At 68.0% G+C, this 26600-nt stretch carries 20 protein-coding genes and 1 pseudogene; 14 read left to right on the top strand and 7 right to left on the bottom strand.

Going from position 1 to position 26600, the window contains the following annotated elements; translation table 11 throughout:
* Positions 1-28: 28 nt before the first annotated feature.
* The 3 genes from glpK to G6048_RS23450 form a co-directional block, all read right to left on the bottom strand.
* Positions 29-1567, bottom strand: coding sequence for a glycerol kinase GlpK (glpK, locus tag G6048_RS23460; RefSeq protein WP_165341563.1), 1539 nt, complete (start codon positions 1565-1567; stop codon positions 29-31).
* A 117-nt stretch (positions 1568-1684) separates the two neighbouring features.
* The gene (locus G6048_RS23455) at positions 1685-2473 is read right to left on the bottom strand and encodes an MIP/aquaporin family protein (protein WP_165341562.1); all 789 of its coding nucleotides are present in this window, start codon (positions 2471-2473) and stop codon (positions 1685-1687) included.
* Positions 2474-2791: 318 nt separating this feature from the next.
* Positions 2792-3556, bottom strand: coding sequence for an IclR family transcriptional regulator (locus tag G6048_RS23450; protein ID WP_165341561.1), 765 nt, complete (start codon positions 3554-3556; stop codon positions 2792-2794).
* Positions 3557-3836: 280 nt separating this feature from the next.
* On the opposite strand from G6048_RS23450, the gene metH reads away from it, so the two are divergent.
* The 4 genes from metH to G6048_RS23430 all read left to right on the top strand — a co-directional run bounded on the left by metH (position 3837) and on the right by G6048_RS23430 (position 12007).
* The gene (metH, locus tag G6048_RS23445; RefSeq protein WP_165341560.1) at positions 3837-7355 is read left to right on the top strand and encodes a methionine synthase; all 3519 of its coding nucleotides are present in this window, start codon (positions 3837-3839) and stop codon (positions 7353-7355) included.
* Between the two features lie 206 nt (positions 7356-7561).
* Positions 7562-8257 (top strand): HAD family hydrolase, encoded by a 696-nt coding sequence (locus tag G6048_RS23440; protein WP_165341559.1) that lies wholly within the window; start codon positions 7562-7564, stop codon positions 8255-8257.
* 484 nt (positions 8258-8741) lie between these two features.
* Positions 8742-10346, top strand: coding sequence for an ABC transporter substrate-binding protein (locus G6048_RS23435; protein ID WP_165341558.1), 1605 nt, complete (start codon positions 8742-8744; stop codon positions 10344-10346).
* Between the two features lie 77 nt (positions 10347-10423).
* The gene (locus tag G6048_RS23430; RefSeq protein ID WP_165341557.1) at positions 10424-12007 is read left to right on the top strand and encodes an ABC transporter substrate-binding protein; all 1584 of its coding nucleotides are present in this window, start codon (positions 10424-10426) and stop codon (positions 12005-12007) included.
* Positions 12008-12105: 98 nt separating this feature from the next.
* Here the strand turns inward: G6048_RS23430 and G6048_RS23425 are convergent, their stop codons facing one another.
* Together G6048_RS23425 and G6048_RS23420 are read right to left on the bottom strand one after the other, a co-directional pair.
* A complete protein-coding gene (locus G6048_RS23425; RefSeq protein WP_016639462.1) occupies positions 12106-12777 on the bottom strand; it encodes a response regulator in 672 nt (223 codons plus the stop codon).
* Positions 12778-13088: 311 nt separating this feature from the next.
* Positions 13089-14006: pseudogene (locus G6048_RS23420) on the bottom strand (RecB family exonuclease); the annotation flags it as partial.
* Positions 14007-14189: 183 nt separating this feature from the next.
* On the opposite strand from G6048_RS23420, the gene G6048_RS23415 reads away from it, so the two are divergent.
* The 3 genes from G6048_RS23415 to G6048_RS23405 all read left to right on the top strand — a co-directional run bounded on the left by G6048_RS23415 (position 14190) and on the right by G6048_RS23405 (position 17496).
* Positions 14190-15755 (top strand): site-2 protease family protein, encoded by a 1566-nt coding sequence (locus G6048_RS23415; protein ID WP_165341556.1) that lies wholly within the window; start codon positions 14190-14192, stop codon positions 15753-15755.
* 56 nt (positions 15756-15811) lie between these two features.
* A complete protein-coding gene (locus G6048_RS23410) occupies positions 15812-16714 on the top strand; it encodes a tRNA (adenine-N1)-methyltransferase (RefSeq protein WP_165341555.1) in 903 nt (300 codons plus the stop codon).
* 206 nt (positions 16715-16920) lie between these two features.
* A complete protein-coding gene (locus G6048_RS23405) occupies positions 16921-17496 on the top strand; it encodes a hypothetical protein (RefSeq protein WP_165341554.1) in 576 nt (191 codons plus the stop codon).
* 57 nt (positions 17497-17553) lie between these two features.
* On the opposite strand, the gene G6048_RS23400 is transcribed toward G6048_RS23405, so the two are convergent.
* Positions 17554-17859, bottom strand: coding sequence for a ferredoxin (locus G6048_RS23400; protein ID WP_165341553.1), 306 nt, complete (start codon positions 17857-17859; stop codon positions 17554-17556).
* 254 nt (positions 17860-18113) lie between these two features.
* On the opposite strand from G6048_RS23400, the gene arc reads away from it, so the two are divergent.
* From arc to prcA, 6 genes are all read left to right on the top strand, one after another.
* The gene (gene arc, locus G6048_RS23390; protein ID WP_165341551.1) at positions 18114-19880 is read left to right on the top strand and encodes a proteasome ATPase; all 1767 of its coding nucleotides are present in this window, start codon (positions 18114-18116) and stop codon (positions 19878-19880) included.
* 234 nt (positions 19881-20114) lie between these two features.
* A complete protein-coding gene (dop, locus tag G6048_RS23385; RefSeq protein WP_408056158.1) occupies positions 20115-21626 on the top strand; it encodes a depupylase/deamidase Dop in 1512 nt (503 codons plus the stop codon).
* Between the two features lie 165 nt (positions 21627-21791).
* Positions 21792-22010, top strand: coding sequence for a ubiquitin-like protein Pup (locus G6048_RS23380; protein ID WP_165341550.1), 219 nt, complete (start codon positions 21792-21794; stop codon positions 22008-22010).
* Positions 22011-22060: 50 nt separating this feature from the next.
* Positions 22061-22666, top strand: a complete 606-nt coding sequence (locus G6048_RS23375; RefSeq protein WP_165341549.1) for an endonuclease VII domain-containing protein — start codon at positions 22061-22063, stop codon at positions 22664-22666.
* Positions 22618-23463, top strand: coding sequence for a proteasome subunit beta (prcB, locus tag G6048_RS23370; RefSeq protein WP_165341548.1), 846 nt, complete (start codon positions 22618-22620; stop codon positions 23461-23463). The genes G6048_RS23375 and prcB overlap by 49 nt, the downstream gene beginning before the upstream one ends.
* Positions 23464-23540: 77 nt before the next feature.
* The gene (gene prcA / locus G6048_RS23365) at positions 23541-24320 is read left to right on the top strand and encodes a proteasome subunit alpha (RefSeq protein ID WP_165341547.1); all 780 of its coding nucleotides are present in this window, start codon (positions 23541-23543) and stop codon (positions 24318-24320) included.
* A 65-nt stretch (positions 24321-24385) separates the two neighbouring features.
* Here the strand turns inward: prcA and G6048_RS23360 are convergent, their stop codons facing one another.
* Positions 24386-25402, bottom strand: coding sequence for a LacI family DNA-binding transcriptional regulator (locus tag G6048_RS23360; protein ID WP_165341546.1), 1017 nt, complete (start codon positions 25400-25402; stop codon positions 24386-24388).
* A 108-nt stretch (positions 25403-25510) separates the two neighbouring features.
* Between G6048_RS23360 and G6048_RS23355 the strand changes: the two genes are divergently transcribed.
* On the top strand, positions 25511-26600 hold a 1090-nt coding region (locus G6048_RS23355), incomplete at its 3' end, for an MFS transporter (RefSeq protein ID WP_165341545.1).

Genomic DNA, 26600 nt, shown 5'->3' with positions numbered 1-26600 from the left:
AGCGCTGGTCAGCTCGCGCCGGCGCTCGTCAGCTCTCGTCCTCGAGCCAGCCCATGGTCCGCTCCACGGCCTTGAGCCAGCTCTTGTACTCCAGGTCGCGCTTCTCCGCGGCCATGTTGGGGGTCCACTCGGCGGCCCGGCGCCAGTTGGCGCGCAGGTCGTCGGTGTTGGTCCAGAAGCCGACGGCGAGACCGGCGGCGTAGGCGGCGCCGAGGCAGGTGGTCTCGGCGACCATCGGGCGCACCACGGGGGCGTCCAGGAAGTCCGAGAGGGTCTGCATCAGCAGGTTGTTGGAGGTCATGCCGCCGTCGACCTTCAGGGCGGCGAGCTCGACGCCGGAGTCCTTGGTCATGGCGTCGCTGATCTCGCGGGTCTGCCAGGCGGTGGCCTCCAGCACGGCACGCGCGATGTGCGCCTTGGTGACGTAGCGGGTCAGGCCGGCGATCACACCGCGGGCGTCCGGGCGCCAGTACGGGGCGAACAGGCCGGAGAACGCCGGTACGAAGTAGGCGCCGCCGTTGTCCTCCACCGACGAGGCCAGTGTCTCGATCTCGGCGGCCGTGCTGATCAGGCCCATCTGGTCGCGCATCCACTGCACCAGCGCGCCGGTGACGGCGATGGAGCCCTCCAGGGCGTAGACCGGCGCCTGGTCGCCGATCCGGTAGCCGACCGTGGTCAGCAGGCCCGAGTACGAGTTGATGATCTTGTCACCGGTGTTCATCAGCATGAAGGTGCCGGTGCCGTACGTCGACTTGGCCTCGCCCTCGGCGAAGCAGGTCTGGCCGAACAGGGCCGCCTGCTGGTCGCCGAGCGCGGAGGCGACCGGGATACCGCCGAGCAGGTCTCCCAGCTTGCCGCCGGTGATCTCGCCGTACACCTCGGCGGAGGAGCGGATCTCGGGCAGCATCGCCAGCGGGACACCGATGGACTCGGCGATCTTCTCGTCCCACTCCAGCGTGTGCAGGTTCATGAGGAGGGTGCGGGAGGCGTTGGTGACGTCGGTGACGTGGCGGCCGCCGTCGACACCGCCGGTGAGGTTCCAGATGACCCAGGAGTCCATGGTGCCGAAGAGGATGTCGCCGGCCTCGGCGCGCTCCCGCAGGCCCTCGACGTTGTCGAGCAGCCAGCGGGCCTTCGGCCCCGCGAAGTACGAGGCGAGCGGCAGGCCCGTCTCGCGGCGGAAGCGGTCCTGGCCGACATTGCGGCCCAGGTCCCTGCAGAGGGCGTCGGTACGGGTGTCCTGCCAGACGATGGCGTTGTGGACGGGCTCACCGGTGTTCTTGTCCCACAGCAGCGTGGTCTCGCGCTGGTTGGTGATGCCGATGGCCTTGATGTCGTCGCGGGTGATGCCGGCCTTCTCGATGGCACCGGCCACGACCTCCTGGACGTTGGTCCAGATCTCGGCGGCGTTGTGCTCGACCCAACCCGGCTTGGGGAAGATCTGCTCGTGCTCCTTCTGGTCGACGGAGACGATCCGGCCGTCGCGGTCGAAGACGATGCAGCGGCTGGAGGTGGTGCCCTGGTCGATGGCGGCGATGAAGGGACCTGCGGTGTGGGCGTCGGTCACGGTGTGCTCCTGAAATTCCGTGGTCAAAGAGGCGGTCTAAGAAGCTGGCTCACTGGGCTGGTTTACGGGGCGCTTGCGGCTACAAGTGAACGTACGGCGCTGAAGGACCGTGCCGCTCTAAGCGAAAGCGACGTTGTAGATACCTGCGGCGACAGCTCCGCCGATCAGCGGACCGACGACCGGGATCCAGGCGTAGCCCCAGTCGGAACCGCCCTTGTTGGGCAGCGGAAGCAGGGCGTGGACGATACGCGGGCCGAGGTCGCGCGCCGGGTTGATGGCGTACCCGGTCGGACCGCCCAGCGAGAGGCCGATGCTGACGACCACGAGCGCGGTGATCAGCGCGCCGAGGGTGCCGAGGCCCTTGCCGCTGTCGTTCAGGCCCTGGGTGAGGACCGCGAGCACCAGCACGACCGTGCCGATGATCTCCGTGGCGAGGTTCTGCACGGCGATCCGGATCTCGGGGCCGGTGGAGAAGATGCCGAGCACCGGGCCGGCCGCCGCCTCCCGCGCCTCGACGGACTTGACGTCCTGTGCGCCCGGCCCGCCGACGATCTCGCGGTCGGTGAGGTGGGCGTGGAACTGTCCGTAGTACGCGACCCAGACCAGCGCCGCGCCGATCATGGCGCCGAGGAGCTGTCCCGCCCAGTAGGTGGGGACATCGCCCCACTCGCCGTCCTTGATGGCGATGCCGAGCGTGACGGCGGGGTTCAGGTGGGCACCGGAGAGAGGTGCCGAGGTGTAGACGGCGGTGAGTACCGCGAAGCCCCACCCGAAGGCGATGGCGAGCCATCCGGCGTTACGCGCCTTGGAGGCCTTCAGTGTGACGGCGGCGCAGACTCCGCCGCCGAGGAGGATGAGTATGGCGGTACCGATGGTCTCGCCGATGAAGATGTCGGAGCTGGACACCCGCGACTCCTTTGTCCTTCGTCCAGGGGAATGCCGAACCCCGGGTCCCTCCGGTGGTCCGTGCTCTCGAGGATGAGAGCGATGCCGGCCCTTGGCGTTGCCACACTCTAGCGCGTATTGCCGGTAGGTGTTCGACAATGCCGACCGATGGACGCGAGTCTTGTCCCAGGCTCCGCGGCACGTCAAGAGCTCTGTTGCCGAATCTCTCCCCGGCCTCTTGATCGTTACTGATCGACAGAGGGCCGGGGTGTCGACGAATCCGCCGCCGACACCCCGGCCCTCTGTACTGCTGATCTCCTGTTGGTCTTCTACGGGCGCTCAGAACCGCCCGGCGCCCAGGTCCCGTGACACGGCGCGGGCGCAGTCCCGTACCGCCGCGATCAGCTCGGGACGCAGCTCCCCGTTCGGACAGACCCGCTCCACGGCCCCGGTGACGCCCACCGCGCCGACCGGCATCCGCCGCCGGTCGTGGATGGGCGCGGCGACGGACGCGATGCCCTCCCACGTCTCCTCCACGTCGGCCGCGAACCCACGCGCGCGCGTGAGGTCCAGGACCTCCTCCAGGGCGTCCAACTCGCATATGGTGCGCGCCGTGAACCCCTTGCGCTCGGCCTCCACGACCTCGGTGTGCGCCACCGGGTCGTACGCCGACAGCACCTTGCCCAGCGCCGTGGAGTGGAGCGGCTGCATGGCACCGACCTCCAGGACCTGACGGCTGTCGTCGGGCCGGAAGACGTGGTGCACGATCAGCACGCCGTGCTGGTGCAGGACCCCGAGGTAGACGCTCTCGCCGCTGGAGCGCGCCAGGTCGTCGGTCCAGACGAGGGCACGCGCGCGCAGCTCGTGGACGTCCAGGTACGTGGTGCCGAGCCGCAGCAGCTCCGCGCCCAGCTGATAGCGACCGGAGGCGGCGTCCTGCTCGACGAAGCCCTCCTGCTGGAGCGTGCGGAGTATGCCGTGGGCGGTGCCTTTGGCGAGACCGAGCGAGGAGGCGATGTCCGACAGGCCGAGCCGTCGCTCACCGCCCGCGAGGAGCCGCAGCATCGCGGCCGCCCGTTCGAGCGACTGGATGTTCCGTGCCATCGCAGTCCTGCCTCCGTCCCCTTCGACCGTCGACATGCGGCTCTGCTGCCGCCGTTCGACAATGCTGAACACTATCGGTCGTTGTCGACCTCCCGCCAATAGGTGGCCGTCACTTGTCGTCACGCGTCCCGGACGGAACCTCACCTGGACCGCGTCCGCAACGCCCGTCCGTCCCGTGGACTCCCCTGACCGTCCGAACCGCTCCCGGCTACCCTGGCTTGGTGCGTCCTCCGCCGGGAGCCGCATAGCCGACAGCCGTCGCACAACAGGGAGCCCTTTCATGGCCTCGTCGCCAACCCCTTCCGCCGACAGCCGGACCCGCATCACCGCCCTTCGTGAGGCGCTCGCCACCCGAGTGGTGGTGGCCGACGGCGCCATGGGCACGATGCTGCAGGCTCAGGACCCGACGCTCGAGGATTTCGAGAACCTCGAGGGCTGTAACGAGATCCTCAACCTCACCCGCCCCGACATCGTCCGCACCGTCCACGAGGCGTACTACGCCGCGGGCGTCGACTGCGTCGAGACCAACACCTTCGGCGCCAACCACGCGGCGCTCGGCGAGTACGACATCGCCGAGCGCGTCCACGAGCTGTCCGAGGCCGGCGCGCGCATCGCCCGCGAGGTCGCCGACGAGTTCACCCAGAACACCGGACAGCAGCGCTGGGTCCTGGGCTCCATGGGCCCGGGCACCAAACTTCCGACGCTGGGCCACGCCCCGTACACCGTGCTGCGCGACGCCTACCAGCAGAACGCCGAGGGCATGATCGCCGGCGGCGCCGACGCGCTCCTCGTCGAAACCACCCAGGACCTGCTGCAGACCAAGGCGTCGGTACTGGGCGCTCGCCGGGCCCTTGAGTCCCTCGGCGTCGATCTGCCGCTGATCGTCTCGGTGACGGTGGAGACCACCGGCACCATGCTGCTCGGCTCGGAGATCGGCGCGGCGCTGACCGCGCTGGAGCCACTGGGCATCGACATGATCGGCCTGAACTGCGCGACCGGTCCCGCCGAGATGAGCGAGCACCTGCGCTATCTGGCCCGCCACTCCCGCGTCCCGCTGTCCTGCATGCCGAACGCGGGCCTGCCGGTCCTCGGCAAGGACGGCGCCCACTACCCGCTGACGGCGCCGGAGTTGGCCGACGCCCAGGAGACCTTCGTACGCGAATACGGCCTCTCCCTGATCGGCGGCTGCTGCGGTACGACCCCCGAGCATCTGCGCCAGGTCGTGGAGCGCGTACGGGACTTGACGCCCGCCGAGCGGCAGCCGCGCCCCGAGCCCGGCGCCGCCTCCCTCTACCAAACGGTCCCGTTCCGCCAGGACACCGCCTACATGGCGATCGGCGAGCGCACCAACGCCAACGGCTCGAAGAAGTTCCGCGAGGCCATGCTGGAGGCCCGCTGGGACGACTGTGTGGAGATGGCCCGCGAGCAGATCCGCGAGGGCGCCCACATGCTGGACCTGTGCGTGGACTACGTGGGCCGGGACGGCGTCGCCGACATGGAGGAGCTGGCCGGCCGCTTCGCCACCGCCTCCACGCTGCCGATCGTCCTGGACTCCACCGAAGTCGACGTGATCCGGGCCGGGTTGGAGAAGCTCGGCGGCCGCGCGGTCATCAACTCGGTCAACTACGAGGACGGCGACGGGCCCGAGTCCCGGTTCGCGAAGGTCACCAAGCTCGCCCAGGAGCACGGTGCCGCGCTGATCGCGCTGACCATCGACGAGGAGGGCCAGGCCCGTACCCCGGAGCACAAGGTCGCGATCGCCGAGCGGCTGATCGACGACCTGACCGGCAACTGGGGCATCCACGAGTCGGACATCCTCATCGACACCCTGACCTTCACCATCTGCACCGGCCAGGAGGAGTCCCGCAAGGACGGCATCGCCACCATCGAGGCGATCCGCGAACTCAAGCGCCGCCACCCGGACGTGCAGACCACGCTGGGCCTGTCGAACATCTCCTTCGGCCTCAACCCGGCCGCCCGCGTCCTGCTCAACTCGGTCTTCCTGGACGAGTGCGTCAAGGCCGGCCTGGACTCGGCGATCGTCCACGCGTCGAAGATCCTCCCGATCGCCCGCTTCACCGAGGAAGAGGTCCAGACGGCCCTCGACCTGATCTACGACCGCCGCGCCGAGGGATACGACCCGCTTCAGAAGCTCATGGCCCTGTTCGAGGGCGCCACCACCAAGTCCCTGAAGGCGGGCCGCGCCGAAGAGCTGGCCGCGCTGCCGCTGGACGAGCGCCTCAAGCGCCGCATCATCGACGGCGAGAAGAACGGCCTCGAACAGGACCTGGACGACGCTCTCCAGGAGCGCCCGGCCCTGGACATCGTCAACGAGACGCTCCTTGACGGCATGAAGGTGGTCGGCGAGCTGTTCGGCTCCGGCCAGATGCAGCTGCCGTTCGTGCTCCAGTCCGCCGAGGTCATGAAGACCGCGGTCGCCTACCTCGAACCGCACATGGAGAAGGTCGAGGGCGACGAGGCCGGCAAGGGCACCATCGTGCTCGCCACCGTGCGCGGCGATGTGCACGACATCGGCAAGAACCTGGTCGACATCATCCTGTCCAACAACGGCTACAACGTGGTCAACCTGGGCATCAAGCAGCCCGTCTCCGCGATCCTGGAGGCCGCGGAGGAGCACAAGGCCGATGTGATCGGCATGTCCGGCCTCCTGGTCAAGTCCACGGTGATCATGAAGGAGAACCTGCAGGAGCTCAACCAGCGCAAGATGGCCGCCGACTACCCGGTCATCCTCGGCGGAGCGGCACTGACCCGGGCGTACGTCGAACAGGACCTGCACGAGGTCTACGAGGGCGAAGTCCGCTACGCCCGCGACGCGTTCGAGGGCCTGCGGCTGATGGACGCGCTGATCGCGGTCAAGCGCGGGGTGCCCGGCGCGAGCCTGCCCGAGCTGAAGCAGCGCCGGGTCAGGGCCACCGCCCAGACCGTCGTCGAGGAACGCCCCGAGGAGGGCGCGGTCCGCTCCGACGTGGCCATCGACAACCCCATCCCGGAGCCGCCGTTCTGGGGAACCCGCGTCATCAAGGGCATCCAGCTCAAGGAGTACGCCTCCTGGCTGGACGAGGGCGCGCTGTTCAAGGGCCAGTGGGGCCTCAAGCAGGCGCGTACGGGCGACGGGCCGACGTACGAGGAGCTGGTGGAGACCGAGGGCCGGCCGCGGCTGCGGGGACTGCTGGACCAGCTGCAGACCGGGAACCTGCTGGAAGCGGCCGTGGTCTACGGCTACTTCCCGTGCGTGTCCAAGGACGACGACCTGATCCTGCTGGACGAGGCGGGCAACGAGCGGACCCGCTTCACCTTCCCGCGCCAGCGCCGTGGCCGCCGGCTGTGCCTGGCCGACTTCTTCCGCCCCGAGGAGTCCGGCGAGACGGACGTGGTCGGCCTCCAGGTCGTCACCGTCGGTTCCCGGATCGGCGAGGAGACGGCGAAGCTGTTCGCCTCCGACGCCTATCGCGACTACCTCGAACTGCACGGCCTGTCCGTGCAGTTGGCGGAGGCCCTGGCGGAGTACTGGCACGCGCGCGTGCGTTCCGAACTCGGCTTCGCCGGTGAGGACCCGGCCGAGATCGAGGACATGTTCGCCCTGAAGTACCGCGGCGCCCGCTTCTCGCTGGGCTACGGCGCCTGCCCGGACCTGGAGGACCGCGCCAAGATCGCCGAACTGCTGGAGCCGGAGCGGATCGGCGTCCAGCTGTCCGAGGAGTTCCAGCTCCACCCCGAGCAGTCCACGGACGCGATCGTCATCCACCACCCCGAGGCGAAGTACTTCAACGCTCGCTGAGCTGAGACTGGGGCGGGCTCGCGGGGGCCCGTGCCACTGGGTGCGAGGACACGCTGAGATGGCCCCACGGCGGGCCTACAGTGTGCCCTCGCACGCATCGGTTAAACGCAGCGTTTCCGCCGTGAGAGTCGTACACTGGTCGGTCCAGCGCAGGCCGGTTCCTCACCAGGAGCCGGCCTTCTCGTCCCTCACGGAGGTGTGCCCGTATGACCAGTACGGTCCCCGCACTCGGTACCCGTACGGCCGAAGGCTCCGCCTTGCAGGCCGTGCTCCTCGACATGGACGGAACCCTGGTGGACACCGAGGGCTTCTGGTGGGACGCCGAGGTCGAGGTGTTCGCACGCCTGGGCCACAAGCTCGACGACTCCTGGCGTCATGTCGTGGTCGGCGGTCCCATGACCCGCAGCGCGGGTTTCCTCATCGAGGCCACCGGAGCCGACATCACCCTCGCCGAGCTCACGGTGCTGCTGAACGACGGATTCGAGGACCGGATCAGCCGCGCCCTGCCGCTGATGCCCGGCGCCGCGAGGCTGCTCGCCGAACTGGCCGCGCACGAGATCCCCACGGCTCTGGTCTCCGCCTCGCACCGCCGCATCATCGACCGCGTACTGACCTCGCTCGGCCCGGCGAACTTCGGGCTGACCGTCGCGGGGGACGAGATCGAGCGCACCAAGCCGCACCCCGACCCGTATCTGCTCGCGGCTGCGGGCCTCGGCGCGGACCCGGCCAGGTGCGTGGTCATCGAGGACACCGCGACGGGTATCGCGTCCGCCGAAGCCGCGGGCTGCCATGTGGTGGCCGTACCCTCCGTGGCACCGATCACCGCGGCCGTCCGGCGCACCGTCGTGCCCTCGCTGGAAGAGGTCGACCTGACCTTCCTGCGCGGCCTGCTGACGGTCTGAGGACTGGTCGCGAACTGCTTGGCGACTGCTTGCGGTTGGGAATGCGCCGAGCGCTCACCATCCGTGAAAAGTTGAATACGAGATAAAGCCAGAAACAACTACGTGTGCAGGCCACCCGAGTAATTCAATCTCCGCCGTATGGCTGAATTGCTGTGCCGCCTACCCCTGTTGGACCTGTGATGTTCACCACCCGCCAGCAGGGTCGACATAGGGCCCGCGATATGCCGTAAGTCCCTTACTGGCGGTACGAGACATGCCTTTGTGTCCTGTTTGATGGAGCCGTGCGCGAATCCTTCCCGTGTCGGGTTTTCGGTGCGTCCATACCCGGTTTCACAGCGTGACGAGGAGTCAACTCCGGTCACGGCGAGACGTCCTGCTGGTGCGGACTAATCTCATGGCGAGAACCTCGCCGTAACACCCGCGACCCGTCGGCAACACCCCGCCTGCCGGGTTCGCGGATCGAAAGCTCTGGAGAACTTCGAGCATGAACCGAAAGACCTTGGTGCTGCCGGCCGTGATCGGCCTGCTCGCCCCGGTCCTCGTCGCTTGTGGCGGGTCCGACAGCGGGGCCGCCGGCGACGACGCGATCGTCGTGGGCACCACCGACCGGTTCGCCGCCTCGAAGGAGGCACCCGCGCCACTGGATCCGGCGTACGCGTACGACGTCGGCCCCTGGAACGTCCTGCGGCAGACCATCCAGACGCTGATGACCCTGCCCGACGGCGGCGGCGACCCCCAGCCCGAGGCCGCCGAGCGCTGCGGCTTCACCGACACCGGCAACGAGCGGTACGCGTGCACCCTGCGCGAGGGCCTCAAGTTCGCCGACGGCGACCCCGTGACCGCGGACGACGTGAAGTTCTCCATCGGACGCGCGCTGCGGATCCAGGCCGACAGCGGAGTCTTCGCACTGCTCTCGAGCATCGACACCGTCGAAACCAAGGGCGACCACGAGGTGATCTTCCACCTCAAGACCGCCGACGCCACGTTCCCGTTCAAGCTGTCCACGCCGGTCGCGGGCATCGTCAACCCCGACGACTACGACAAGAACAAGCTGCGCGACGGATTCGCGGTGGACGGCTCCGGCCCGTACACCCTCGAGGCCGAGGTCAAGAACGACAAACTCGTCAACGCCGTCTTCACCAAGAACCCCAACTACCAGGGGCAGTTGAAGGTGAAGAACGACAAGGTCGAGCTGCGCTCCTTCGGCACCGCCGACGCCATGGGTACCGCGCTGAACAAGGGCGAGATCAGTATGATGGCCCGCACCATGTCGCCCGCGCAGATCCGGAAGCTCCAGAACGCCAAGTCCACGGACATCGATCTGATCGAGCAACCCGGCCTGGAGATCCGCTACCTGGGCTTCAACACCAACGACCCGTCGGTGAAGTCCAAGGCCGTCCGTCAGGCGATGGCACAGGTCATCAACCGCGGTGAACTCGTCTCCGATGTGTACGGCACCGGCGCCGACCCGCTGTACTCCATGGTGCCGACCACCGTCACGGGCCACGCCAACTCGTTCTTCAACAAGTACGGCGCGCCCGACACCGCCAAGGCCAAGGCCCTGCTGTCCGAGGCGAACGTCACCACGCCGGTGAAGCTGACCCTGCACTACACGGACGACCACTACGGGCCAGCCACCACAGAGGAGTTCGAGCAGCTGAAGAAGCAGCTGAACGACAGCGGACTGTTCGAGGTCGACATCAAGGGCGAGAAGTGGGGGACGTTCCGCCCCAACGAGCAGAAGGGCAAGTACGGGGTCTACGGCATGGGTTGGTTCCCCGACTTCCCCGACGCCGACAACTACCTCGCGCCGTTCCTCGACAAGAACAACACCCTCAACTCGACCTACGCGAACCCCGAGATCCGTAACTCCCTGATCCCGGAGTCCCGCCGGCAGGCCGACCGGCTCACCGCGTCGCGGAGCATCGAGGAGATCCAGAACATCGTCGCCGAGGACGTGCCCGTGCTGCCGCTGTGGCAGGGCAAGCAGTACATCGCCGCCCGGGACGACATCACCGGCGCCGAACGGGCCCTCAACTCCACCGCCACGCTTCAGCTTTGGGAGCTGGGCCACGGCGTCAGCGACTGACCCCACCACGGCGTCAGCGAATTTCTTCGACCAACGCGTTTGACCAACGCGTTCGACCAACGACAAGGCACACGTTCGTGAACATGCGCACCAAATGGCCGGTTCTGTCCATAGCGACGGTGCTGGCCGGCACTCTGCTGACCGGCTGCGGCTCCCAGGGGGGAGGATCCGGAGGCACCGGCTCCTCCATCGCCATCGGGATGACCGACGACGTCCTGGCCACCGACCCCGCCTCCGGCTACGACCCGGGTTCCTGGCTGTTGTTCAACAACGTCTTCCAGTCCCTGCTGAGCTTCCCCAAGGGCGGCACGGAACCGGAGCCGGAGGCCGCGAAATCGTGCTCCTTCACGGACGGGGACACCAGGGTCTACGAGTGCACCCTGCGCGACGGTCTGAAGTTCAGCAACGGTGACGAACTCACCTCCGAGGACGTCAAGTTCTCCTTCGACCGCATGATGAAGATCAACGACGCCGAGGGCCCGGCGATCATGTTCCCCATGCTCGACAAGGTCGAGACTCCGGACGAGAAGACGGTCGTCTTCCAGCTGAAGGTCCCCGACGCCACCTTCCCCAGCAAGATCGCCTCCGGCGCGGGCTCGATCGTGAACCACCGGGAGTACGACGCGGACGGGCTGCGCGAGGACGGCAAGGCCGTCGGCTCGGGCCCGTACCAACTCGACTCCTTCAGCGAGGACGAGGCCGTCTTCTCGGTCAACGAGAACTACGAAGGCAACGCCGACGTACGGAACTCCGGCGTGACCCTCAAGTTCTTCCACGGCGACCGCAAGGGCCTGCGCAAGGCCCTCACCGACACCAAGGTCGACGTTGCCTACCGCGGTCTCGCCGCCCAGGACGTCGCGGACATCGAGAACGACACGTCCACCAGCCAGGGCATCGACGTCATCGAGGGCACCAGCGCCGAAGTGCAGCATTTGGTCTTCAACACCCAGGACCCGGTAGCGGGCAAGCTCAGCGTCCGCAAGGCGATCGCCCACCTCCTCGACCGCGAGGCCCTCGTCGCGGAGGTCTACGAGTCCACGGCGACACCGCTGTACTCGATCATCCCGGCCGGTATCACCGGCCACAACACGGCCTTCTTCGACACCTACGGCGCCCGCCCCTCGCGCACCAAGGCCGAGGACGTACTGCGCGCCGACGGCATCACCGACAAGGTGAAGCTGACCCTCTGGTCCACGCCCGCCCGCTACGGCCCGTCCACGGACCAGGAGTTCAACGCGATCGCCAAGCAGCTCAACGCCAGCGGCTTGTTCGACGCGAGCGTGAAGTCGGTCGCCTACGACCAGTACGAGAAGGACATCGAGGCCGGCAAGTACGGCGTGTACGTGAAGGGCTGGGTGCCGGACTACCCCGACCCGGACAACTTCACCGCCCCGTTCTTCGGCGAGGGCAACGTCCTCGGCAACGGCTACACGAACTCCACGGTCACCGGGCAGCTCATCCCCGAGACCGCCGCCCTGAGCGACCGCGCCTCGACCGAGCAGCAGTACGGGCGGCTCCAGGACATCGTCGCCGAGGAGGTCCCGGTCCTCCCGATCTGGCAGGCCAAGCAGTACGCGGTCGTCCGCGACAATGTGTACGGCCTGGAGTACTGCCTCGACGCGTCGACCGTGTTCCGGTTCTGGGAGATCAGCAAGGACTGACGGTCTGACTGACGGTTGTACGTATACGGCGATGGCCGCCCCCTGTCTTCGGAGGGGGCGGCCATCGCCGTATACGGGTGCGCGGTCGGCGCGGTCGGTCACTGCGCGCCGGGGCGCACCAGTCCGCTCTCGTACGCGTACACCGCCGCCTGTACGCGGTCCCGCAGGCCCAGCTTGGTGAGGACGTGGCCCACGTGCGTCTTGACCGTCGTCTCGCTCACGAAGAGGTCCGCGGCGATCTCCGCGTTCGACAAGCCGCGGGCCACCAGCTTCAGCACCTCGACCTCACGCTCCGTCAGCGTGTGCAGGGTGTCCGGCACCGGCTCGTCGCCCGAGGGCAGATGCCCCGCGTACTTGTCGAGCAGCCGGCGCGTGATGCTCGGCGCGAGCATCGCCTCACCCGCGGCGACCACGCGGATCGCCTGCACCAGCTCGTTGGCCGGGGCGTCCTTGAGCAGGAAACCGCTGGCGCCCGCACGCAGCGCCTCCACCACGTACTCGTCGAGGTCGAAAGTGGTCAGCACCAGGACCTTCGCGGGTCCGTCCCGGCCGGGGCCGGTGATCTGCCGGGTCGCCTCGACACCGTCCATCCGCGGCATACGGATGTCCATCAGAACCACATCGGGCTGCAGGGCACGTACCTGGTCGAGTGCCTGGAGGCCGTCTCCGGCCTCGCCCACGACCGCGATGTCCTGCTCCGCCTCCAGGATCATCCGGAAGCCGGTTCGCAGCAGCGGCTGGTCGTCGACCAGTAGGACACGGATGGCCACGTAAGTCTCCTTCGCTAGTCCGGCCCCATTCTGCCCTGTTGGCCTCGGCCGGACGCGGGCGCCCTGACCGGCAAGGTCTGTGTCTCCCGGGGGACGGCCTCCGGACCCCCGGCCGATTGCGGGTCGGCCGCCCTCGCCGGCGGCGACTGGGTCTCTTGGGAGACGCCCTCTGGATCCCGGGCCGAGTCCAGTTCGGCCGCCCTCGCCGGCGGCGACTGGGTCTCCTGGGCGGCGACGCCTGGATCGCCGGCCGGGCCCGGCTCGGCCAACCTGACCGGTAGCGGCTGTGTCTCCTGGGCTGCGGCCCCCGGCCCTCCGGCCGAATCCCGGTCCGTCGCCCTCACCGGCAAGGGATAGGGCGGGGGAGTGCCGCCGAATTCCGGGCATACCGCCTGGTGGTCGCACCAGCCGCACAGTTTGGTGGGGCGCGGGCGCCAGTCGCCGGTCTCGGTGGCGAGGCGGATCGCGTCCCACAGCGCGTGCAGCTTGCGCTCGACCCGCTCCAGGTCGGCGACCACCGGGTCGTACGTCAGAACGTCACCGCTGCCGAGATAGACGAGCTGGAGACGGCGCGGGACGACCTTCTTCAGGCGCCAGACCACCAAGGCGTAGAACTTCATCTGGAACAGCGCGCCCTCGGCGTACTCCGGTCTGGGCGCCTTGCCCGTCTTGTAGTCGACGATCCGCACCTCACCCGTCGGCGCGACGTCGACCCGGTCGATGATGCCGCGCAGCTTGAGCCCCGACTCGAGCCGGGCCTCCACGAACAGCTCGCGCTCGGCGGGCTCGAGGCGAGTCGGGTCCTCCAGCGTGAACCAGCGCTCGACGAGCAGCTCGGCCTCGGCGAGCCAGCGCGCCAGCCGCTCGCCCGCCGCCTGCTCGTCGGCGTCGGCGAACAGCTCGGCCAGCTCCGGCTTCGCCGTACGCAGCCGGTCCCACTGACCGGGGATCAGCGACTTCGCACGCGGCACCGTACGCTCGGTGGCCGGAGCGTCGAAGAGCCGCTCCAGGACCGAGTGCACCAGCGTGCCGCGTGTGGCCGCCTCATTCGGCTTCTCGGGCAGCTTGTCGATCACCCGGAACCGGTACAGCAGCGGACACTGCATGAAGTCACCGGCACGAGACGGCGACAACGAGGCCGGGGGCACCGCCACGGCGGCCTTGGACGAGGTGCCGGAGGTGGTGCCGGTGTCCGGTCGCGCGACGCCGTCGTCAGTACTGGTTTCCATGACGACAGACCTTACGGCCCGCCACTGACAACGCCACACACAGTGACCTGCCGGGTGTGCACAACGGCCGGGAAACGGTGGGGGTGCCGGGGCGAAACGCACCGCGACGGCCGCATACCATCGACGGCAGAACCTCTCGCCTGCATGATCGTGAGCGGGAGACGCGTCGAACGAGGGGACATCGTGGACGAGAGCGGCGGGAGCGGGCAGCCGCGATCCGGAACGGACGGAGCGACCGAGCACCCCGCGGTGCCGGACGCCACCTCCGCACACCCGCGCTCCGACAGAGAGCCGGCCGGCGACGACAGCCGCCCGGCCCCCACCGATTCCACCGACACCACAGCTCCCAACGGCCCGACGGGCACGGTGGCTTGGGAGAAGCAGCCCTCGTCCGCCGGCCACTCCGGCAGGACAGGGGACGCCGCGAGGCCCTCGGCCGCGGACGCCCCAGCTGGACAGCCGGACGGCCCGACGGAGCCGGCTGTCGCCCGCCGAGGCGAGGGCACGGGCAGTTCCGGCCCCGGCGGCGGGGGCTCCGACGCGCCGCCTCCTGCCGGAGACGGCGGCTCCGGGCCCCGGCCGCCGCAGCGCGTCAAGGGACCCGGCGGCGGGCTGCTCATGGGCCGCCCCTTCGGGGTGCCCGTCTACGTCGCGCCCAGCTGGTTCCTCGTCGCGGCGCTCATCACCTGGGTCTTCGGCGGCCAACTCGAGCGCGTACTGCCCGAACTCGGCGGCGCCCGCTACCTCGTGTCCCTCTTCTTCGCGGTCGCCTTCTACGCCTCCGTACTCGTCCACGAACTGGCCCACACGGTCGCCGCCCTGCGCTTCAAACTGCCGGTGCGCCGCATCCAGCTGCAGTTCTTCGGCGGCGTCTCCGAGATCGAGAAGGAGTCCGAGACCCCGGGCCGCGAGTTCATCCTCGCCTTCGTCGGCCCCCTGCTCTCCCTCGTCCTCGCCGGCCTCTTCTACCTCGCCCTGCTGACCGTCGAACCGGGCACCGTCCCCGGCGTACTGCTGGCCGGCCTGATGGTCTCCAACCTGATCGTCGCCGCTTTCAACCTGCTCCCCGGCCTGCCCCTCGACGGCGGCCGTATGCTCCGCGCCGTCGTCTGGAAGATCACCGGCAAACCGATGACCGGCACCATCGCCGCCGCCTGGGTCGGCCGCGCCCTCGCCATCTCCGTACTGATCGGACTGCCCCTGCTCACCCAGTCCGGCGCGCTCGGCGGCGAAGCCCAGGAGCTCGGCGGCATGGACACCGTCATGGATGCCCTGCTCGCCGCGATCCTCGCCGCCATCATCTGGACCGGCGCCGGAAACAGCCTCCGCATGGCCCGCCTCAGGGAACACCTCCCGGAGCTGCGCGCCCGCGCCCTCACCCGCCGCGCCGTCCCCGTAGAGACCGACACCCCGCTCTCCGAAGCACTGCGCCGCGCCAACGACGCCGGCGCCCGCGCCCTGGTCGTGGTCGACGCCCACGGCGAGCCCCTCTCCCTCGTCCGCGAGGCCGCCATCGTCGGCGTACCGGCGCACCGCCGCCCCTGGGTCGCGGTCAGCGGCCTCGCCCAGGAACTCACCGACGGCATGCGGGTCTCCGCCGAACTCGCGGGCGAGGAACTCCTCGACGTGCTGCGGGCCACCCCCGCCACCGAGTACCTGGTGGTGGAGGAGTCCGGCGAGATCTACGGCGTCCTGTCCGCGGCCGACGTCGAGCGCGCTTTCGTCAAGGCCATGGCCAGGCCCAGCTGAACTCAGCACGCACGCGCGTGGTCTGCGGCCCGTGCCCAGGCCGGTAGGCTGGTCACATGTCCGAACCGACCGGTGCCGCCCGCCGACGCGGGCCCTTCAAGGTCGGGGACCAGGTCCAGCTCACTGACCCCAAGGGACGCCACTACACGTTCACGCTCGAAGCCGGGAAGAACTTCCACACCCACAAAGGGTCCTTCCCGCACGACGAGCTGATCGGCGCCCCCGAGGGCAGCGTTGTCCGCACCACGGGGAACGTCGCCTATCTCGCGCTGCGCCCCCTGCTCCCCGACTACGTCCTGTCCATGCCCCGCGGCGCCGCCGTGGTCTACCCCAAGGACGCGGGGCAGATCCTGTCCTTCGCCGACATCTTCCCCGGCGCCCGCGTCGTGGAGGCCGGCGTCGGCTCCGGCTCGCTCAGCAGCTTCCTGCTGCGCGCCATCGGCGACCACGGCATGCTGCACAGCTACGAGCGCCGCGCCGACTTCGCCGAGATCGCCCAGGCCAACGTGGAGCGCTACTTCGGCGGCCCGCACCCCGCCTGGCAGCTCACCGTCGGCGACCTCCAGGACAACCTGAGCGACACGGACGTCGACCGCGTCATCCTCGACATGCTCGCCCCCTGGGAGTGCCTGGAGGCCGTCTCCAAGGTGCTCGTCCCCGGCGGCATCCTGTGCAGCTACGTCGCGACCACCACCCAACTCGCCCGGACCGTCGAGTCCATCCGCGAGATCGGCTGCTTCAACGAGCCGACCGCCTGGGAGTCGATGATCCGCAACTGGCACATCGAAGGCCTCGCCGTCCGCCCCGACCACCGCATGATCGGGCACACCGGCTTCCTGCTCACCGCCCGCCGTCTCGCCGACGGCGTCGAACCCCCCATGCGCCGCCGCCGCCCCGCCAAGGGCGCATACGGCGAGGACTACGCCGGTCCCAACGCCGACGGAGGCACCGGCCGCTGAGGCGGCCCCGCGCCGCATACAACGCGCAACCGCCGTGGTGGAGTTCCCGAAAACCCGCGGGAACTCCACCACGGCACTTTCCTGTTGACACCACGACAGCTGACACCGCCACAGAACTACGGACCCCGCCGTTCCCCCTCACTGTGACGTATGGCACCATGCTGGCCACCCCCACCGGCACAGCCCTCACAGGAGACACATCTCTCGTGCAGCAATCCGCCGTCCCGGAACTGGCACACACCCACGCCCGCCCGATCCACTGGGTCGCCACAGCCGCCGCCCTGGCCGGAGTGGTCGCAGCCTCCGCCTTCCTGCAGCCCGACCAGGCAACCGCCGCCCAGCCCGGCAGCGGCGCACAGACCGCCCCCGCCGCCACCGCGCCCCCCGATCCCACCGGCGTCGACTACCCCGTGGAGTGCGGCCCCACCAAGGTCGTCGTGCAGAAGCAGGCCTCCGGAGACCTCGACGGCGACGGCCGCCCCGAAACGGTCGCCGTGGTCCGCTGCGACGCCATCGCGGGCGCCCCGCCGAGCGGCGTGTACGTACTCACCCAGGCCGCCGACGCCACCGAACCCCGCATCGTCGCCACCCTCATCGACCCGAAAGAGCGCCTCACCGTCACGGACTTCGCCGTACGTGACGCAGCCGTCACCGCCACCCTGCTCGGCTACTCCTCGCCCGACGTCCCACGTTGCTGCCCCGACGTGGACGAACGCGCCAAGTGGCAATGGAAAAACGGCACATTCGTCCGCTCCGTCCCCACCGGCGCCCAGAGCGTGTGACCAAAGAGACATACCGGAACGGCCCGGCACGCAAAGTGACTTGACGTGACCGTCGAACTACTCCGCGTCCGGGCCGTACACCGCGGCCTTGTCCGAAACCCGACGCACATGGATGCACTCGCCCGGACACTCCTTCGCGGAGTCGGCAACATCACGCAGCAGTGTCAGCGGTACAGGCGTTGTGGCCCCCGGAGCCTGCAACAACTCATCGTCGGAGCCCTTCACATAGGCCAGACCGTCGATGTCCAGCTCAAAGACCTCGGGTGCATACTGGGCGCAGATGCCGTCGCCGGTGCAGAGGTCCTGATCGATCCACACCTCCAGGTCCTCGCCGCCGACGCCGGCCTCTTGCTGAACGCTCATGACTCCTGCCGATCCTGTGCCGAGCGAACCGGAATAAAACGCAAGTCGGCCCAGCTCTGACGGGTGTTGAACACTTAGACCTTACCTGCGCCCGCTTTCCCCTCACGTTCAGTGGGTATTTCCCTGGCGTGAGGGAGAGCGCAAGGGTGAAGATCGGACACACCCCGACCGTCTTTGTGATCTAGGGGTTTCAATCGACACCCACCCAGGTAGGGTCTGGAAGCGTCCAGCTCCCCTTGGAGGAGGTGAGGACCGTGGCAGCCCACGACGACGACATGAACCGCGGCATCCGCCCGGGACGAGGGTCCGAGGACCCGGCCGGGCAGATCGCCTATCTTGAGCAGGAGATCGCCGTCCTGCGACGCAAGCTCGCCGACTCTCCGCGACACACGAGAATTCTCGAAGAGCGGATCGTCGAGCTGCAGACCAACCTGGCCGGCGTGTCCGCGCAGAACGAGCGGCTCGCCAACACACTCCGTGAGGCCCGAGACCAAATCGTGGCCCTCAAGGAAGAAGTCGACCGGCTCGCACAGCCGCCGGCCGGCTTCGGCGTCTTCCTCGTAGCGAACGAGGACGGCACGGCCGACATCTTCACCGGGGGCCGCAAGCTCCGGGTGAACGTCAGCCCCAGCGTCGAACTCGAAGAGCTCAGGCGCGGCCAGGAAGTGATGCTCAACGAAGCGCTCAACGTGGTCGAAGCCATGGAGTACGAGCGAGTCGGGGACATCGTCACCCTCAAGGAAATCCTCGAGGACGGCGAACGAGCCCTCGTACTCGGGCACACCGACGAGGAACGGGTGGTACGGCTCGCCGAGCCGCTGCTGGACGTCACCATCCGCCCCGGCGACGCCCTCCTGCTCGAACCCCGATCCGGATACGTCTACGAGGTCGTACCCAAGAGCGAGGTCGAAGAACTCGTCCTCGAAGAGGTCCCCGACATCGGCTACGAACAGATCGGCGGTCTGGGCGGCCAGATCGAAATGATCCGCGACGCAGTCGAGCTCCCGTACCTCTACCCCGACCTCTTCAAGGAGCACGAACTGCGGCCCCCCAAGGGCGTCCTGCTGTACGGGCCTCCCGGATGCGGCAAGACACTCATCGCCAAGGCCGTCGCCAACTCACTGGCCAAAAAGGTCGCTGAGGTGACCGGACAGGCCACGGGCAAGAGCTTCTTCCTCAACATCAAGGGCCCCGAGCTTCTCAACAAGTACGTCGGCGAGACCGAGCGGCAAATCCGCCTCGTCTTCCAGCGGGCACGTGAGAAAGCCAGCGAGGGCACACCCGTCATCGTCTTCTTCGACGAGATGGAGTCCCTCTTCCGCACCCGTGGCTCCGGCGTCAGCTCGGACGTGGAAAACACCATCGTCCCCCAGCTGCTCGCCGAGATCGACGGCGTGGAAGGCCTGCAGAACGTGGTCGTCATCGGCGCCTCGAACCGCGAGGACATGATCGACCCCGCCATCCTGCGCCCCGGACGACTCGACGTGAAGATCAAGATCGAGCGCCCGGACGCCGAGGCGGCCAAGGACATCTTCGGAAAGTACCTCAAGGAGCGCCTCCCGCTGCACGCCGACGACGTCGCGGAGCACGGAGGCGACAAGGGGTCCACAGTCCAAGGCATGATCCAGACCGCCGTGGAACAGATGTACGCCGAATCCGAGGAAAACCGCTTCCTCGAGGTCACCTACGCCAACGGCGACAAGGAAGTCCTCTACTTCAAGGACTTCAACTCCGGCGCCATGATCGAAAACATCGTCGGCCGCGCCAAGAAGATGGCCATCAAGGACTTCCTGGAGCACAACCAGAAGGGCCTCCGGGTCTCCCACCTGCTCCAGGCCTGCGTGGACGAATTCAAGGAGAACGAAGACCTGCCGAACACCACCAACCCGGACGACTGGGCCCGCATCTCTGGCAAGAAGGGCGAACGGATCGTCTACATCCGCACCCTCATCACCGGAAAGCAGGGCGCAGACACCGGACGCTCCATCGACACGGTGGCGAACACCGGTCAGTACCTGTAAAAGACAGGGCGGCTGCGGGTGCCCTCAACGGGTACCCGCAGTCGACTGTTTTCCAGGGCACTACCGGAGCGGAGCAATGACGCAAATGATCTCCCCACCAGCGCAAAGGCGTTCTAGGCTCTTCCATACCGCCGAGTCGCGCAGTGCGGGGACGGGCACCGCACACGCACCGGAGAACCAGCGGTACTTGAGCTGCGCCCCCGACCGAGGGCGCCGCCGGGCAAGGAGGGCCGCATGACCGTACGGCGAGTAATGGGCATCGAGACGGAGTACGGAATCTCCGTCCCCGGCCACCCGAACGCCAATGCCATGCTCACCTCGTCCCAGATCGTCAACGCCTACGCGGCGGCGATGCACCGGGCCCGCCGCGCCCGGTGGGACTTCGAGGAGGAAAACCCGCTGCGGGACGCCCGAGGCTTCGACCTCGCCCGCGAGGCCGCCGACGCCAGCCAGCTCACAGACGAAGACATCGGCCTCGCCAATGTCATCCTCACCAACGGAGCACGGCTGTACGTAGACCACGCACACCCCGAGTACAGCGCACCAGAAGTCACCAACCCCCGGGACGCCGTCCTGTGGGACAAAGCCGGCGAACGCATCATGGCCGAAGCAGCCGAACGCGCGGCCCAGCTCCCCGGCGCCCAGCCCATCCACCTCTACAAAAACAACACCGACAACAAAGGCGCCTCCTACGGCACCCACGAGAACTACCTGATGAAGCGGGAAACCCCCTTCTCAGACATCGTGCGCCACCTCACCCCCTTCTTCGTCTCACGCCAGGTCATCACCGGCGCAGGCCGCGTAGGCATCGGCCAGGACGGCCACGAACACGGCTTCCAGCTCAGCCAACGCGCGGACTACTTCGAAGTCGAGGTCGGCCTCGAAACCACCCTCAAGCGCCCGATCATCAACACGCGCGACGAACCACACGCGGACGCCGAGAAGTACCGCAGGCTCCACGTGATCATCGGCGACGCGAACCTGTCAGAAATCTCCACGTACCTGAAACTGGGCACGACCGCCCTGGTCCTCTCCATGATCGAAGACGGCTTCATCGCCGTCGACCTCGCCGTCGACCAGCCCGTACGCACCCTCCACCAGGTCTCACACGACCCCTCACTGCAACGCCTGATCACCCTCCGCAGCGGCCGCACACTCACCGCGGTCCAACTCCAGATGGAGTACTTCGAACTCGCACGCAAATACGTCGAGGAACGGTACGGCGCCGACGCGGACGCACAGACCAAGGACGTACTCACCCGCTGGGAAGACGTCCTCGGCCGCCTCGAAAGCGACCCCATGAGCCTCGCCGGCGAACTCGACTGGGTAGCCAAACGCGAACTCATGGAGGGCTACCGACGCCGCGACAACCTCGAATGGGACGCCGCACGACTCCACCTCGTCGACCTCCAGTACGCCGACGTACGCCCCGAAAAGGGCCTCTACAACCGACTGGCGGCGCGCGGCAAGATGAAGCGCCTCCTCGACGACACAGACGTCGAACGCGCCCGCACCAAGCCCCCCGAGGACACCCGCGCCTACTTCCGCGGACGCTGCCTCGAGCAGTACGCCGACGACGTCGCAGCCGCCTCCTGGGACTCCGTGATCTTCGACCTCCCCGGCCGCGACTCCCTCCAACGCGTACCAACCCTCGAACCACTTCGCGGAACGCGTAATCACGTCAAGGAACTCCTCGACCGCTGCCGAACAGCAGAAGACCTGGTCAGGGTCCTCTCCGGCGGCTGAACCAGCCAGCCGGACCCACAAGCTGCAGGTCACAGGCAGGGTGGAAAACAGCAGCGCCAGGGAATCATGAAGGTGGTGCCCGGACGTTGTAGCAACTGCGGGGCCGATGTCGGACCCTGCTTGTAGGGTCTGATCAAGAACGTCGAACCGAGCGGGGTGAGGGTTATGGCGACCAAGGACACCGGCGGCGGACAGCAGAAGGCAACGCGGTCCACCGAAGAGGTCGAAGAGACTACGCAGGACGCGCAGGCTTCAGAGGACCTCAAGGAACGCCAGGAGAAGCTGAGCGACGACGTGGACTCCGTCCTGGACGAAATCGACGACGTACTCGAGGAAAATGCAGAGGATTTCGTTCGGAGCTTCGTGCAAAAAGGTGGCGAGTAAAGGGCGGTGAGCTACTTTTGCCTTCGAATTGAAGGGAGCGGGGGGTAGAGGTGGCTGCCGAACCGAACGCGAAGCAGTGCACGCGCTGCAAGAGGGATCTCCCTGTCGCAGCATTCGCGCGGGACAAGAACCGGCGTGACGGCCTCCAGGTGCATTGCCGGGAGTGCGTGGCGGAGTACAGCGCCGCGCACTACCGGCGCCGCCGGGAGGCCGTGGGGAAGCCGGTGCGCGAGAAGGTGGATGTCCCGGTGGGGCACAAGCTCTGCCGGACATGTGGCGAGGTCAAACCTCATAGCGAATGGCACCGCAACGCGACTGCCTCTGATGGGCTCTCGACACGCTGCAAGGCGTGCCGGGCAGTCCAGGGGCGGCAAGGTCACCTGAAGCGCCAATACGGCATCACCGAAGCTGAACGCGACGAGTTGGTCGCCTCTCAAGTGGGCGTCTGCTGCATATGTTTGGCTGCCCCTGCCGCACATGTTGATCACTGCCATGAGACGGGTAGGGTCCGAGGCGTACTGTGCTTCAGCTGCAATGCCGCGCTGGGGCAGTTCAAGGATCGGCCCGACGTGATAAGGCGGGCTGCGACATACGTGGAAGGAAACGCGTGGAAGCCAACACTCGTAGCACCGGGCGTCTACCGGCTGCCTTCCTGACGCCTGGGTCGTCGTCCTTCATGGACTTCCTGTCCGATCATCAGCCGGACATCCTGCCCGGCAACCGGCAACTGCCTCCCACCCAGGGCGTGATCGAGGCGCCGCACGGCACCACCATCGTGGCCACGACCTTCCCCGGCGGCGTCGTGCTCGCCGGTGACCGGCGGGCCACCATGGGTAACGTCATCGCGCAGCGGGACATCGAGAAGGTGTTCCCGGCTGATGAGTACTCGGCGGTGGGTATTGCCGGTACCGCCGGTCTCGCTGTGGAGATGGTGAAGCTCTTCCAGTTGGAGCTGGAGCACTTCGAGAAGGTCGAGGGTGCGCAGCTGTCGCTCGAGGGCAAGGCGAACCGGCTGTCGACGATGATCCGGTCGAATCTCGGCATGGCCATGCAGGGTTTGGCCGTGGTGCCGATCTTCGCGGGGTTTGACGTGGATCGCGGGAAGGGGCGCATTTTCTCGTACGACGTGACGGGTGGCCGTTCCGAGGAGCATGGCTTCGCGGCTACGGGTTCGGGTTCGGTCTTCGCGCGCGGTGCCATGAAGAAGCTGTACAGCGAGGATCTGAGCGAGGGGCAGGCGACGACGCTCGTTGTGCAGGCCTTGTATGACGCGGCCGACGACGACTCGGCGACTGGTGGCCCTGATGTCGCTCGTCGGATTTATCCGCTGGTCACCGTGATCACCGAGGACGGGTTCCGCCGTCTGACCGACGAGGAGTCCTCCGAGATCGCCCGCTTGATCCTGGAGCGGCGCCTGGAGCAGCCTGACGGCCCGCGTGCCGCGTTGCTCTGACTGCTGCGGCCTGTGAAAGGCCTTGGCCCCTCTTTTCAGGTGATCCAGTGACTTCCACAGAAAGGGACGGATAGCCGGTGTCGACGCCGTTCTATGTCTCACCCCAGCAGCAGATGGCCGACCGGGCGGAGTATGCCCGTAAGGGCATCGCTCGTGGTCGCAGTCTGGTTGTGCTGCAGTTTGCCGACGGCATTGTCTTCGTCGGCGAGAACCCGTCCCGTGCGCTGCACAAGTTCAGCGAGATCTATGACCGGATCGGCTTCGCGGCCGCCGGCAAGTACAACGAGTACGAGAATCTCCGCATCGGTGGTGTCCGTTACGCCGACCTGCGGGGTTATACCTATGACCGTGACGATGTGACGGCGCGCGGTCTTGCCAATGTGTATGCACAGACGCTCGGCACGATCTTCTCCAGTGCGGCGGAGAAGCCGTATGAGGTGGAGTTGGTGGTCGCGGAGGTCGGGGTGACGCCCGAGGGTGACCAGCTCTATCGGCTGCCGCACGATGGGTCGATCGTGGACGAGCATGGCTCGGTCGCGGTGGGTGGCAATGCGGAGCAGATCAGTAGCTATCTCGATCAGCGTCACCGGGACGGTATGACGCTGGCGGAGGCGTTGAAGCTGGCTGTTCAGGCCCTGTCGCGTGACACCAATGGCAGTGAGCGGGAGATTCCGGCGGAGCGTCTGGAGGTGGCGGTGCTGGACCGGACGCGTCCGCAGCAGCGCAAGTTCAGGCGCATTGTGGGCCGTCAGTTGGTCCGTCTGCTGGAGGAGGGCAGTTCGGGCGGGGCTGCGGGTGCCGCCGAGTCCGATGGTTCTGACGATGCCGATGGGTCGGATGCGTCCGAGGAGAAGTAAGCCCGTCAGTCATCACGTCTTGCGCCCCGGCCCCGCTTTGTAGCGGGGCCGGGGCGCGTCGGCGTTCAGGACGGGCGTGGTGGCGCTGTGGAGCCTCGTACGACGAGTTCGACGGGGATGTTGCCTTCCGGTGGTGTTTCGCCCTCCAGGACTGCGAGGAGGGCTGTCATGCCGCGTTCGCCGAAGAGTTCGGCGTCGAGGTGGACGGTGGTGAGTTCGGGTTCGATCGCTGTGGCGAGGGCCAGGTCGTCGAAGCCGGTCACGGAGAGGTCGTTGGGGATGCGCAGGCCGAGGCGGCGGGCGGCTTTGTAGGCGCCGACGGCGAGTTTGTCGTCGTCGCAGACGATGGCGGTGGGCCGGGGGCCCGGGCCGTTCAGGGCGTTTTCGGCGGCGGCGAGTGCGCCTTCGATGGTGATCGGGGTCTTTGCCGTGCGTACTTCGGTGTCGGCTGCCTGTCCTACGCGGGTGGCGAGTTCCCGGGCGCGTACGTGGAAGGTCCAGGAGTCGATGTCGGCGGCCAGGTGCAGGTAGCGGCGGTGGCCGAGTGTGAGCAGGTGGTCGGTGATCTGGTGCATGCCGTCGGTGATGTCGAGGTTGACGGTGGCGGCGCCGAGGCTGTCGGCCGGGTCGCTGTCGAGCATGACGAGGGGGAGGTCGTCGCCGCGGATTTCTGTGAGGGCTTCGGAGGCCATGGAGGAGGCGATGATGCCGTCCAGGGCGGCTCGTGCGGAGGCGAAGGGGTCGGGGGCGGGGCCGATGCCCTCGGGTGAGGGGTAGAGGACGACGCCGAAGCCGTGTTTCGCGGCGATGCGGGCCGCGCCTTCGTAGACGGCCGCGAAGAACTCGTTGGTGAGAGCGGGGACGACCAGGAGGGCTGTGCGCGCCTGGCCGAGTCGTAGGTTGCGGGCGGCGAGGTTGGGCCGGTAGCCGAGGTCCTGTGCTGCCTGGCGTACGCGCGCGGCTGTTGCCTCGGAGACTCGGCCGCGCCATTTGTCGCCCAGTACGAGGGAGACGGCGGCCTGGGAGACTCCGGCGGCCCGGGCGACGTCGCGGCTTGTGGGGCGCGTGCTTCCTCGTGCCACGGTCGACCTGCTCTTTCTGCTGGACTCGCGGACTGGCCACATGGTACGTATGACGGACGGGGTTATACGTACAACTTCAGCTGCTACGGGCTACGAGAAGGGCGGGACATGGCCGCGCGCTACCTGGAGATCCTCAGAACGAGGCATGCTGCCCGGCTGCTGGCCGGCACTCTTGTGGGGCGGCTGCCGAACGCCGTGGCTCCGATCGCCGTCCTGCTGTTCGTCCGCGCCGAGGGCGGCAGCTACAGCCTCGCCGGTGCGCTGGCCGCCGCGTACGGGGTGTCGAATGCCGTGGGTCAGCCGGTGCTCGGGCGTCTTGTGGACCTTTACGGGCAGCCGCGTGTGCAACTGCCCGCCGCGCTCGTCTCCGCCCTGGGCATGGCGGTGTTCGCCTTCACTGGCATCGGGGCGCTTGCGCCCGCGTACGTCCTGATGGTCGTCGCCGGGTTCTTCACGCCGCCTCTGGAGGGCGGCCTGCGGGCGCTGTGGCCTTCGGTCCTGCGTCGGGAGGACCAGGTGCACACGGCGTATGCGATGGATGCCATGGCGCAGGAAGTGATGTTCACCGTGGGGCCGTTGCTGGTCACGCTGTGTGTGTCGCTGTGGTCGGCGCCGGCCGCGCTTCTCGTGCTGAATGTCATAGGGGTGCTGGGGGCGCTCTCCGTGGTGGTGTCGCGGCCTGCGCGCGCGTGGCGTTCGGCGCCGCGTGAGGCGCACTGGCTCGGCGCCTTGCGCTCGGCCGGGCTGCTGGCTCTGCTCGGCGCGTTCCTTTTCGTGGGGATCGCGCTGGGTTCGATCAACGTGGCGGCGATGTCGTACGCGGATGACAACGGCGGCGATGTGACGTACGGCTGGCTGATGGCGGCCATCGGGCTCGGCGCGCTTGTCGGGGGCACTGTGTACGGGGCGCGGCAGTGGAGTGGTGCGCCGGGGCGGCGGCTGCAGGTGCTTGTCGCGCTTCTGGCGGTGTTCTACGTGCCGCTGATGCTGACGCCGGGCGTGGTCGCCATGGCGGCGCTGATCGCGCTCTCCGGGTTGTTTCTCGCGCCCAGCATCGCCTGCTCGTTCGTTCTGGTCGACCGGCATGCGCCGAGGGGCACCGTCACCGAGGCGTTCTCGTGGCTTGTGACGACGTTCACGGTGGGGATGTCGGTCGGGACAGGTCTGGCGGGGCCGGTGGTCGAGTGGGGTGGGGCGG

Origin of the sequence: Streptomyces ureilyticus (assembly GCF_011045025.1) — a bacterium.
Classification (GTDB): domain Bacteria; phylum Actinomycetota; class Actinomycetes; order Streptomycetales; family Streptomycetaceae; genus Streptomyces; species Streptomyces ureilyticus.
The sequence above is the reverse complement of the archived record's forward strand: the minus strand, read 5'-3'. Positions and strand labels throughout refer to the sequence as shown.